The organism is Nostoc sp. (assembly GCF_036917355.1).
GTDB lineage: Bacteria > Cyanobacteriota > Cyanobacteriia > Cyanobacteriales > Nostocaceae > Nostoc.
On the sequence record NZ_JBALDP010000061.1, the window covers coordinates 76,581 to 88,503 of the forward strand.

9 protein-coding genes are annotated in these 11,923 nt (G+C 38.0%); 1 reads left to right on the top strand and 8 read right to left on the bottom strand.

The features are described 5' to 3' along the window. Positions 1-166: 166 nt before the first annotated feature. Complete coding sequence (gene ruvC / locus V7K53_RS17585; RefSeq protein ID WP_292735399.1) at positions 167-658, top strand: crossover junction endodeoxyribonuclease RuvC; 492 nt, start codon at positions 167-169, stop codon at positions 656-658. A 587-nt stretch (positions 659-1,245) separates the two neighbouring features. On the opposite strand, the gene V7K53_RS17590 is transcribed toward ruvC, so the two are convergent. The 8 genes from V7K53_RS17590 to V7K53_RS17625 all read right to left on the bottom strand — a co-directional run bounded on the left by V7K53_RS17590 (position 1,246) and on the right by V7K53_RS17625 (position 11,676). Then, a complete protein-coding gene (locus tag V7K53_RS17590; RefSeq protein ID WP_335198756.1) occupies positions 1,246-2,559 on the bottom strand; it encodes a DUF4910 domain-containing protein in 1,314 nt (437 codons plus the stop codon). A 21-nt stretch (positions 2,560-2,580) separates the two neighbouring features. Next, positions 2,581-3,135 (bottom strand): dTDP-4-dehydrorhamnose 3,5-epimerase, encoded by a 555-nt coding sequence (gene rfbC / locus V7K53_RS17595; RefSeq protein WP_335198757.1) that lies wholly within the window; start codon positions 3,133-3,135, stop codon positions 2,581-2,583. 40 nt (positions 3,136-3,175) lie between these two features. Further along, entirely contained in the window at positions 3,176-3,829 is a 654-nt protein-coding gene (locus tag V7K53_RS17600; RefSeq protein ID WP_335198758.1) for a PIG-L deacetylase family protein, read from the bottom strand. After that, positions 3,826-4,623 (bottom strand): sugar phosphate nucleotidyltransferase, encoded by a 798-nt coding sequence (locus tag V7K53_RS17605; protein WP_335198759.1) that lies wholly within the window; start codon positions 4,621-4,623, stop codon positions 3,826-3,828. The genes V7K53_RS17600 and V7K53_RS17605 overlap by 4 nt, the downstream gene beginning before the upstream one ends. 39 nt (positions 4,624-4,662) lie before the next feature. Beyond that, positions 4,663-5,928, bottom strand: coding sequence for a class I SAM-dependent methyltransferase (locus tag V7K53_RS17610; protein WP_335198760.1), 1,266 nt, complete (start codon positions 5,926-5,928; stop codon positions 4,663-4,665). 17 nt (positions 5,929-5,945) lie between these two features. Then, the gene (locus tag V7K53_RS17615; protein ID WP_335198761.1) at positions 5,946-6,974 is read right to left on the bottom strand and encodes an NAD-dependent epimerase/dehydratase family protein; all 1,029 of its coding nucleotides are present in this window, start codon (positions 6,972-6,974) and stop codon (positions 5,946-5,948) included. Between the two features lie 3 nt (positions 6,975-6,977). Further along, on the bottom strand, positions 6,978-9,533 hold the full coding sequence (locus V7K53_RS17620) for a tetratricopeptide repeat protein (protein WP_335198762.1): 2,556 nt from the start codon (positions 9,531-9,533) through the stop codon (positions 6,978-6,980). A 130-nt stretch (positions 9,534-9,663) separates the two neighbouring features. Beyond that, positions 9,664-11,676, bottom strand: a complete 2,013-nt coding sequence (locus V7K53_RS17625) for a tetratricopeptide repeat protein (protein ID WP_335198763.1) — start codon at positions 11,674-11,676, stop codon at positions 9,664-9,666. Positions 11,677-11,923: the final 247 nt, after the last annotated feature.

Sequence of the window (11,923 nt, forward strand, 5' to 3'; positions counted from 1 at the left end):
GGAGCAGTGCTACAAACAATAATTAACAGAAAATTTACACCGCTTGGTTTAAAAGACCAGGCGTGAAACTATTATATTTATCAATCCTATTAGACTAAGAGCAAGTCGTGAACATTGCCAGTATTTCTAGTTAAACAATAACCCTGGCTTGGTAAAAGTGAATTTAATGGAAAAACGAATTTTAGGATTAGATCCAGGACTGGCAATTTTAGGATTTGGAGTAATTAGCTGTACACAAAATCTCAACAAAGTACCAGAGACTACAGTAAATATGCTGGATTTTGGAGTAATTAAAACGTCAGCAGATGTAGAAATGGGACAGCGCTTATGTACCTTGTTTGATGATTTACACACCGTGATGGAGGAATTTCAACCAGATTTAGTGGCGATCGAGAAATTATTCTTCTATCGTATGTCAAGTACAATCCTGGTTGCACAAGCGCGGGGTATAGTCATTTTAGTGTTGGGCCAGCGTCGTCTTCCTTATGTAGAGTTTACTCCGGCTCAAATTAAACAAGCTTTAACAGGCTATGGCAATGCTGATAAGTCAGAAGTGCAAGAAGCGGTGGCGCGGGAGTTGGATTTAGATGAAATTCCTAAGCCAGATGATGCTGCGGATGCTTTAGCAGTGGCTTTGACGGCTTCTTATCAGCTGTAGGTGTTGTAAAAAGAGAATAGTTAGTTGAACTGGAGAATAATTAGTTGAACTGAGAAGTAAACGTTCTATCTATATAATAATTGATGGCTATGAGGGCGATCGCCTGAACCAATTAACTTTGATTGGGAATGAGCGATCGCTTTTTGCTTGAAGGTTAACTTGTGGTGTGTGGCTAGATGTCGCTAAGCTTAATTTTCTGTATGGTAACTAGAAATAACTATATTTAAGTGTAACTGTCAACTACCAATCCAGTAAAGTCTAAGTTAATCTAGCTTACTTAACTGGGAATAATCATCTAAGTAGCTTATATTCTAAAATATACTACCACGTGGAATTTCTAACTACTTATAGGGTTGGCCTTGGAGTAAATACTTGCTATGTCTGATTTTCTGCCATCTTGTAGTAGTATATTAATTCGCTAGTCCATAATCTGTCATCTACAGCGATCGCTCATGGCATTCAGTAATTTCACAAATCCTTACAAAAATCCAGCTGACATACCAGAGATATACCGTCTTAAGTGAAGCAATGATTTATGGCTCATTGATTCGTCTAATGGTCAAGCGAATGGCATCTTAAGCTTTTCTTTACGAATTAGCTTTTAATAAGTCATGTGTTGATAATGTATCGGCAGCAGATTTAATTACATCAAATGACATTCCCGATTTTTCTGCAATATCCAATAGAGTATGCTGACCGTCAGATAAATTTAAAACCCACAGGATTGCCATTTCATTTAGCCCGCTATCTTTGTTCCCACCAACTGCCCGATATATTCCTCTTTTACCTAACTGTGGCTCACATTTGGGATTTGTGTTGTAGTAGATTTCGTTATTGTTGAGGATATGCAACATCGAATGACATTGAAAGAATGACTCGGCTAGATATTGGGGTTGAACGAAATTTAAATCGTCTGCCGAGGTATGGTATTCAGGAAAACTACCATGAGGCGATCGCATGAAGCAACCTACAGCTAAATTAAATCCAGGCGAGCAATATTGTCGCTCATCATAGCCATAGGGGAAGAAATCTATAATTTTGTGATCTTGTTTTGAGTTTTTGAGTACATAAGCAGCAACTTTATCGATTTCAGTGTCACCTCTACGGCTTTTTTTGTAGGTAAAGTTGCCTGCATCTCCTAAACAAGTTAATACCAAGCCATGTTTAATGTTATTGACTTTAGCTTCATTGACAGCCAACCATGTAATTGAACCAATGGTTCCGGGAATCCAGAGAAATCTATAGGAATATCTTGGTGTAGTTTGACTTAAATATTTAGCGATAAAAATAGCGATCGCAATTCCCGAAAGATTATCATTACAGAGTGAAGGATGACAGGCATGGCAAGAAATCAATACTTCATCAGTACTGTCTCCGGGAATATAATACTCACCATAAGTCAAATAACCTGGTTTTAGAGAAGAATCAATACATACTTCATATTCTTGATCTTCTAGTTGCAAATACTGATTGTGAGTCAGGCAAAAACCCCAACTTTCCTTGTAATATGAAGTTCGGTAAGGAATCCAATTCGGATAATCGGCAAGTGTAAATAGATGCGATTTAAGTTCTTGAAGAGAGATTTTTTGATGTATGGGAATACTATAGTTAACAAGGTGCAAATTTGAATTAGTAAAATCTACAATCTTTTCACCTTGAGAGTTTTTAATATAGGCATCTTTAATATTCCACTCATTAGGAACTGTCCAATCAAATACCTCTGTTCCCGTTGGTACTTCATGAACTGACAAAGGAATATGCTGCTGAAGAATTTTTAAAGTTTCTCTAAAACCATCACCTGTAATACTACGGCAAATGGGATATAAATCAGAAATTAGTTGGTAAAGTTCTAGACTGATATCCTTGAGGTTAAAAGAGTTTTTGATATCAACTGCAACCATAAGTAGAATCCTTTTAAAAGCCTAAGTCATAGGCGTTACAATTTTTGTCGATTCAAATAAACTCCAAGCCCTATCTTTTTCTGAAATTTCAGTCACAGGTAGAGGCCATTCAATACCAAAAGCTGGATCGTCGTAGCGATACCCAGTAGCATATTCTGGTGCATATAAGTCACCCATTTGATAAGCCACTTCGGTTTCGTCAGTGAGCGTTTGGAACCCATGAGCGCACCTATCTGGGATATAGAGAGCAAGGCGATTTTCAGCGGTCAACTCTATACCAATATGAGATAAATAGCTAGGAGAATCTGGACGCAAATCGATAATTACATCATAAATAGCCCCCCTGATACAACGCACCAATTTTGTTTCCTGAGAAGGAGGCATTTGATAATGCATACCCCGCAACGTTCCTTTTTTATAGTTAAAAGATAAATTGCATTGGGCAATAGTAGGTTTTAAACCACGATTTTGAAATTCCTGAATGCAAAAAGTCCGAGTAAAAAAGCCCCGAATATCTCGATGCAACTCTAAATCAACAATAAATGCTTCTTTTATTTTAGTTTCAGTGAAGATCATAAATGTTACAAATTATTAAAAAAATTAAAATTCTAATTTTTTAGAAAAACATTTTTCGACAATAAAAGGCTTCAGCATATTTCCCCGGTGAGTTTGATTCAATCCCGCGAATTCTAAGAATGGAACGAAAAGTTTCTTCTGTAAACCACTGCTTATTATTCTGGGTAGGAAATGCATCCAAAATATATTGAATTTTTCGGCGACAGAGTGTTTCATTTAAATGAACAAAGAAATTAGGAATACCCAAATCACCATCATATTTGGGTATTTCATATTCCAAAATTAAATGATTTCTAAAGGTATTCCAAGTCAACTCAGAAATTAAGCGGTGATCTTGGTGGCGATCGTCTCGGTGATGAGTAAAGATTATATCTGGTGAAAATTCTTGCTTTAACTGTTCAAAACATTCCTTCACCTCTATTCCCTGAAAAGGCAGAAAGCCATCTCGAAAATTTTTAATGATAATTTTCTTGACCGGGATTTCTTTTAAGAAGAGATTAGCACTTGTGGTTGCTTCCTCTGCTCTTTGCTCATTGGAACTAAAGACAACCCAATAGATAACAACATCTTGGTAATTCTCTATCAGCTTTAAGATTGTGCCTCCACAACCAATCTCGATATCATCACAATGAGAACCTAGACAAAGAATTTTGTACTCAGATTCTTCTATCTTATTCAAACTAAGTTGGATCATACATGGTCGACTTGTACTTGTTCATCTCCCCAGACTTCCCAAGGTCTTTGTCCTTGAGCATACATATCATCCAACTGTTGTTTTTCTTTAAACGTATCCATGACTCCGAAAAAGCCAGTGTATTTATATGCAAAAAGTTCTTCTTTGGCAATCAATCTTTGAAAAGGCTCCATTACCAGTTCTTCACCATAATTTATATAGTTAAAAATCTCTTTTTTAAAGATAAAATATCCTCCATTAATCCAAATATCACATTGTTTTACATCTTGGATATTTTTTACCAAACCATCCTCTTGCATGTCAACTAAGTGAAAAGTTTGGCTTGGTCTGACACATAAAAAACTACCAATTTTATCACGCTGATGAAAATTATTGATATACGTTGGTAAATGTAAATCTGTCAAACCATCACTATAATTAGCTAAAAAGACTTCTTCTCCTTCTAAATACTTTTCTACTGCTTTGAATCTTTGACCAATGTTGGCAGTTAACCCTGTATCTACAAATGTAATATTCCAATCTTGAATATCTCGATTAAACAACTGAATTTGGCTGCCGTTGGAAAGAGTAAAGTTATTAGAAAGCCATTCATTGTAATTCAAAAAATAGCTTTTAATTAGGTCAGATTTGTAACCAAGACATAAAATAAAATCTTTGTGCCCATAGTGAGCATAGTATTTCATGACATGCCATAATATTGGTCGATAACCAATATTCACCATTGGCTTAGGAATACTTTCTGAATATTCTCTCATTCTGGCTCCTAAACCACCGCAAAATAAAACTACTTTCATGTTACTTACCCCCTTTTGACGAGCAAAAATATTAAATACTTAAGAGTAGACATTAACTTCAGGAATTGGTACAACAAATTGACCTCCCCAATCCCGAATGTAAGCCATTTGGGTCATAATTTCATTTTTCAGATTCCAGGGTAATATTAGTATATAGTCAGGTTTTGTTTCGGCAATTTTGTCTGGATGAAAAATCGGAATATGAGTTCCTGGTAAAAATTGACCCTGTTTATAAGGATTACGGTCTACTGTATAGTCAAGAAAATCTGTGCGGATACCGCAATAGTTTAAGAGAGTATTTCCCTTACCTGGAGCACCGTAACCAACAATCGATTTTCCCTCTCGCTTAACTTCGATCAAAAAATCTAATAAGTTGCGTTTAGTTTCTTTAACTTGTTCTCCAAAGGAAAAATAGTATTCTAATTGCGTAAAACCAGCTGCTTCTTCTCTATTTTTCAGTTCTGATACTTGTTGAGTAACGGGTCTAGAAGAGTCTTCATTGTGGCGGGCATAAATTCTCAAAGATCCACCATGAGTAATTAATTCTTCTACATCAAAAATTGTCAAGCCGTGAGCAGCAAAAACCTTGTCTACAGTAAGAAAGGAAAAATAAGAGAAATGCTCGTGGTAAATAGTATCAAACTGATTTTCCTCGATTAATCGCATCAGGTGGGGAAACTCCATAGTAATGACACCATGCGGTTTGAGGATAATTTTCATTCCCTTGACAAAATCATTCAGATATGGAGTGTGAGCAAGAACATTATTTCCGAGTAATAAATCTGCCTGTTTACCCTGAGCAACCTGTTCTTGCGCTGTTTTCTGTCCAAAAAATTTGACAACTGTAGAAATACCTTTTTTAATTGCTACTTCAGCAACATTTGCTGCTGGCTCTATTCCCAGCACCGGGATGCTTTTGGCAACAAAGTATTGCAGCAAGTAGCCATCATTACTAGCAATTTCTATTACCTGACTTTCCTGGTTTAATTGGAAACGTTCTACTACTAAATCAACATATTTTTTTGCGTGTTGTAACCAGCTATCAGAGTAGGAAGAGAAGTAAGCGTAGTCGCTAAAAATATTTTCTGGGCTAATGTATTCTTGGAGTTGAACTAAAAAACATTCTTCACAAACATAGACATGTAGAGGATAAAATGGCTCTACTTCATTGAGTTGTTTCAGACTGCGATAACTTTCGCAGGGAGGAGACATACCTAAATCTACAAAGGTATGCTGTAACCCTGTTCCACAAAATAGACAGTTACCAGTTATTAGTTGATTATTTGTCGATTTTAGTAAATTCATAACTTTATATGAAATTTTTAAACAGTCTGCCAGAAGAAATCTCGATCGATTTGCTGAGTGCGTATGAGGTATTCTAACTGTTTTAGGCGAGTAAAGCCTCTAGACTCAAATGTTCCTCTATCCATATCAATTTGCTGGAAGACATTATATAGTTGTTGGGCACCGCGCTGGGCATCCCATTCACATTTGAATCCTGGTAAATTTTGGTCAATTTTATTAAATAAAACCCGATAACTGCGGTTGTCAGGATCGTGTTTACCAAAGCTCAATTGGCAATCTGTAAAAACATCTGCAACTATTTGAGCAATTTGTTTGACTTGATAGTTGCTATTTGTATCACCGACATTGAAAATTTGGTTGTGAATTACATCACGCGGAGCTTCTAAGGTACAGATAATTGCTTTGCAGATATCTAATAGATGTACCAGGGGACGCCAAGGTGTACCGTCGCTGTTCATCTTGATTTCTTTAATTGTCCATGCCCAACCTGCTAGGTTGTTTAAGACAATATCAAAGCGCATTCTCGGAGAAGCACCATAGGCTGTGGCATTTCGGAGAAAGGTGGGAGAAAATGCATCATCAGCAAGGAGTTTCACATCCTGTTCGACAAGTGCCTTGCATTTGGCATAAGCTGTTTGGGGATTAATTGTAGACTCTTCACTAACGTAGTCTTCAGTGGCAAAACCATAGACACTGCATGATGAAGTATAGACAAAGCGTTGGACTCCAGCTGCTTTCGCCAGTTTCGCTATATGTACTGAGCCTTTGTGGTTGATATCGTAGGTGATATCAGGGGCTAACTGACCTAAAGGGTCGTTAGAGAGTTCTGCCATGTGAACTACTGCTTCCACACCTTGTAGGTCTTCTGTTGTAATGTGGCGGATGTCTTTGTTGAGGGTTTTAGCAGTTACTTTGGTGCCGTTATATAGCCAACCTACTTTATAAAAGCCAGTATCTAAACCAATAACTTCATGACCTTCTTGAATTAACAGAGGAGCTAATAATGAGCCGATATAACCTTCAGTTCCAGTTACAAGTATTTTCATATCCTATGATGCGATCGCAATTGGTGGGGATTTTAATTCAGTAGGAATCTTGTCTTGGGTAGTATCTACAGGTAGTGGTAGGAACTTAGCAATGATTTCTTCTCGTAGGGGAGCGGCTTCATCTTGAGTCAACCAAATGAATAACTTTGCTACTGCTTGCGGGGAGCTGTCAAGTTTGAGAATTTCTTGGAGCATACGCAAAGCTCCTATAACATTACCACTCTTCAAAGGAATCGCTGCCCGTGTCAAACAATAATTGAAGTTATAGCTACGAGCTTGGGTTGTAATGTCTGCGCGATATTCAACAGGAAGATAACTCTCTGAAATTTCTATACACTTGCGGATGGATGTCGCCAAAATACCGGATGATAAGTCATCACCTGTCTGTCTGTGGGAATGTATACGGTAACGAGCCAAACTTTCCGGTTCGTACCACCAATCAGAAGAAACAGTAATGCGTTTATAAAGTTCCCATTCAGGGGTGCAAACTAACTTTGGATAATAACCTCCTATTTTTTCATGAGTCAGACGACGAATAACAACCGCAGGCATCTGTAACGGGCATGTTACACCAATCTGCTGCCAAAAATTCCGAGCTATACCTTTATGCTTTCCAAAACAGGAAATCACTTCCCGTTTTTCAATTACTGTTCCTTTTTCATTGAAATATTCAAAATTTGCGAAAGCGGCTCCTACGGAATCTGGACACCCTTGGAGACTATGCTGGAGTCGGTCATAAAAACCTGGAACCACACTATCATCATCATGCAGGATATGAATCCACTGACCGCGACTGAGGGAAATGCCTGCATTTTGATTTGGCAATACTCCAATATTTTGCTGATTGCGGTAGTAGCGGATTATTCCTCCCCCAATACTGTTTACTAGATCGAACAACGGTGTTGTACTGGCATTATCCATTACCAGAATTTCCATCTGCTCTGCCCCAGTCCATTGCACTAAGACGCTAGCCAGACATTCCAGGAGATAATCGGTGCGGTTATATACCGGAATCACTACAGTCCAAAATGGTCGAGGTTGCTCTGGGTCTGTTACAGGTGGAATCGCTGGAAACTGATAGTCGCCAACAGTAACCTCACCTTGAGGAATGGGGGGAGTCACGAGCATTTCTGGAGTAATGGCAGCATTCTGGTAAGCAGACACCGCTTTAGCATAGTGAGGATTGAGTAAAGTTAATGCCTGACGATACACAGAAATCGCCTCTGCTCTCTTGTTTTGAGCTTGGTAAATCTGACTCAAACGGATGTAGATGTCCCAGTTTAAAGGATTGAGTTTTAGGGCTTGGCCATAGGAGGCGATCGCTTCTGACCACTGACCTTCTTCTTGTAGAATGTTGCCTAAGTTATAATATGTCTCTGGCAAGTTTGGGTCAAGAGCGATCGCTTGACGATAGTAATTAATTGCTTCCTTGAAATTCCCTGCGACTGTGTAGGAAAGTCCCAATTTGTGATTCAAATTCGCGTAGTGCCCTTGTTGAGCTTTTGATAGTTTACCTTGTGCATTGAGGGCGTTGCCTAAGTTGACTTCTGCTTCGGTGCAGTTGGGCTGAAATTCTAAGGCTTTTTGATAACAAGTAACTGCTTCGTCAAACTTACCTTGTTGTTCCAAGGTATAACCCAAGTTATTATGTATTGCTACTAGCTTTGATTCTAGGGCTATAACATCAGGTAGAGAAGCGAAATCAAAATACAATAAAAACTTTTGACAAGGAATATTTTGAAAGTTTTTATTTTCTTGCTTAAATTTTTGAGATAACAAAACTAATTGTTTTTCTCTATTTATTATCTCAATATAGTTCAGTTTTTCTAAAAGCTCACCATCCAATTCTCTGCCGTCATTCCTGGTAAATGCATTCTTTTTTAACCAACGTGTGTGCCAGAAAATAAAACCTAAATAATAAGATGTTAGTCCTTCAAATTGAATTGCTTCACAGAATGGAATTTTTGCATGTTTATCGAAAATATTTTGCTGCGAAACTGTCCAATATGCTAAATCTCCATTGCCAGAAGCAGGAGATTTTAAATTGGTGTAGTAGTTTGGATCGTCTGGACGTTGATATAAATTTACTCCTGAAAAAAATAAGGCTGTATTTTGCAGATGATTTTGCTTCAAATAATGATAAATATTTTTTAAATGTTCAGTAATACCGACGTGACCGCTGTCAATATCAACGCAAATTTTATACCGCGTCTGACTCAGAGCAAAGTTAGAATAAAAAACGAAAGAATGAATGTTATTTACATCCAATTCAACTTGTTCTTTTGTCCCAAATAAATCGACGTGGGGTAAGTAATGAAAAGCCCGTATTTTTTGAGGATATTTTTGTGCAAATGCCTTGATTATTTGGGGAGTTTTGTCCGTACACTGATGAAACACAATTACCAATTCATCTACATAATCAATCCAAGATTCGATCGTTGGTGCTAAAAATTCCTCTTCATTACGAACTCGCATCAGACCGCTAATACCATCTTGCCGATTTTGTGGCTCAAAAGATGAAGTATTTATAGTAGGATGCTCAATCTGACCAATTGACATAGTTTGTTAGTCCAAAATTCAAAAATTTTGCTTTTCCCTAAATAAGTCTTTATAGCAGTTCCCAATCTGGTGAGGTACGTTTTCAAAGTTACTAACCTTGCTCACAAAGATTTGGGTGTACTTCAGTTGGTTAGGAAACACTATATAAAGGAAGTGAGATCAATCTTGAGGCAATTTCATCACGCAGAGGAGCTGCTTCTTCTTGTGTTAACCACCGAAATAACTTTGCCACTGCTTCAGGGCTACGATCTATTTTTAAAGCCTCTTCTAACCCTTGCCAAACTCCAGCTAGATTACCAGCCTGTAGGGGAATTATGGCTGATTCTAGACAATAAAGAAAATAATGATTCCGGGATTGGGCGGTAATCTGTGCTGAATATTCAGTGGGAAAATAACTCTTTGAAATTTCAATTGCACGGCGGATAGATATCATCTGTTTCCCAGAGAGTAATAGTTCGCTGGTAACATTGTTAGCGTGTTGGCGGTAACGAGCTAAAATTTCTGGTTCATACCACCAATCGTAAACACAGGCAATGCGTTTATAAACTTCCCAATCACTTGTATAGGTTAGTTCAGGATGATATACGCCCAATCGTTCGTGTGCTTCTCGACGAATCACTACCGCAGGCATATTCAATGAGTTACTAACTCCAATAATTTGCAGCCAATTTTGGGCAATTCCTCGCTGCTCTCCATAGACTTGTTGGCTGAAAATTACTTCTCCTTTCTCGTTAATATTTTCATAACCTGTAAAAGCGGCTCCTACAGAATCCGAACACCCTTCTAGACTTTCTTGTAGCTGGGAATAAAAACCTGGGAGAATATAATCATCGTCGTGCAGTAAATGAATCCAATGACCGCGAGTGAGAGCAACTCCGGCATTCCAATTTCCTGGCAGACCGAGATTTTGCGGGTTGCGATAGTAGTTGATTATTCCTTGTCCAATACTATTCACCACTTCAAATACTGGCGTTGTACTAGCATCGTCCATGACGATGATTTCCATCTGCTCTTCTCCTTGCCATTGGGACAATACACTGACAAGGCATTCGAGTAGATAATCTATGCGGTTATATACAGTTATCACCACACTCCAGAAAGGACGCTTACCTGTATTTGCTACTGTCGGAATAGTCGGAAAGCTGTATTCTCCTACAATTACCTCCCCTTGGGGAATTGAGGGTGTGACTGGTACTTGTTGAGGAGTTTCAGCATCCTCACCAGCTGCTAATGCTTTGGCATAGTGAGGATTAATTAGCTTTAACCCTTGTCGATAGGCAGAAACTGCTTTCTGGTATTGGTTTAGTTGTTGGTAACTTTTGCCTAAATTGAGGTACACTTCTGCATCGTTGGGATTAAGTTGCAAGAGTTTTTGGTAGGATGCGATCGCCTCTTCTAATTCCCCTTGTTCTTGCAGCGCCAAAGCCAAGTTATAATGGGCTTCTAACAAATTTGGTTGTAGTGCGATCGCTTGCTTGTAACAAGTAACAGCATTTTTCAAATCCCCTGCTTTTTTTCGGGCAACACCCAATTGATTATTTAATTGTGCATAGTACATTTGTTGATTGCTGGAAAGCTTACTTTGAGCATGTAACGCATTGCCCAAATTAGCCTCTGCTTCTATAAAGTCTGGCTTTAACTCTAGAGCTTTTTGATAATAGTGAATTGCTTCTTCAAATAATCCTTGTTTTTGCAGAGTATAGCCCAAGTTGTTGTAAATTGGTAGTGAGTTAGGTAATAAAACTAAAGCTTGCCGATAAGCTTTCTCTGCTTCGGAAAACTGTTCTTGAACTAAATACAAATTTCCTAAACTGAACCAAGTTTTCACAGAATCTGGTCTAACTTGTGAAGCCGCACTTAACCACTGTTCAGCAATTTCAGGTTGCCCCATCTGCTGCGCTAACATTCCCAAACCATATAAAGCTTCAGGGTTATCAGGTTGTTTTTCCAGAACTTGACTATATAGCTGTTCCGCCTCCAATAAACTATTGTCTCGTTGCTGTTGAAGTGCTAGTTCGAGGATTTCAGCTACTTCTGTTTGATCTAGCGATTCAGCTTCATCCTTGTCACCTGACTGATGCGTTTGCACCGCAATTTCAATAAGAGATTTAACTCTAGATTCTGAAATGGTTGTATTATTCATAACTATGTAGTATCTATAACTATATTTGAATTTGATATTATATTGTTATAGATTACTATAAATTCAGACCATAAGTGATAACTATCAATAAAATATTTTACCTATTTTTGCCTGTCAATAAAGCAAGTCTATTTAGTTAAGATAAGGGAGAGATTTTGTCAACAGTATGAGCGAGAAATAAACCTGAAGTTAGCGATCGAACATTACCAACTCAAGTAATTTCAGTGCGTACACGATAGGGGTTGCT

What these genes read in the sequence shown, in the direction of transcription:
- ruvC (WP_292735399.1), top strand. Translation starts at nt 167, where the DNA reads ATGGAAAAACGAATTTTAGGATTAGATCCAGGACTGGCAATTTTAGGA.
- V7K53_RS17590 (WP_335198756.1), bottom strand. Translation starts at nt 2,559, where the DNA reads ATGGTTGCAGTTGATATCAAAAACTCTTTTAACCTCAAGGATATCAGT.
- rfbC (WP_335198757.1), bottom strand. Translation starts at nt 3,135, where the DNA reads ATGATCTTCACTGAAACTAAAATAAAAGAAGCATTTATTGTTGATTTA.
- V7K53_RS17600 (WP_335198758.1), bottom strand. Translation starts at nt 3,829, where the DNA reads ATGATCCAACTTAGTTTGAATAAGATAGAAGAATCTGAGTACAAAATT.
- V7K53_RS17605 (WP_335198759.1), bottom strand. Translation starts at nt 4,623, where the DNA reads ATGAAAGTAGTTTTATTTTGCGGTGGTTTAGGAGCCAGAATGAGAGAA.
- V7K53_RS17610 (WP_335198760.1), bottom strand. Translation starts at nt 5,928, where the DNA reads ATGAATTTACTAAAATCGACAAATAATCAACTAATAACTGGTAACTGT.
- V7K53_RS17615 (WP_335198761.1), bottom strand. Translation starts at nt 6,974, where the DNA reads ATGAAAATACTTGTAACTGGAACTGAAGGTTATATCGGCTCATTATTA.
- V7K53_RS17620 (WP_335198762.1), bottom strand. Translation starts at nt 9,533, where the DNA reads ATGTCAATTGGTCAGATTGAGCATCCTACTATAAATACTTCATCTTTT.
- V7K53_RS17625 (WP_335198763.1), bottom strand. Translation starts at nt 11,676, where the DNA reads ATGAATAATACAACCATTTCAGAATCTAGAGTTAAATCTCTTATTGAA.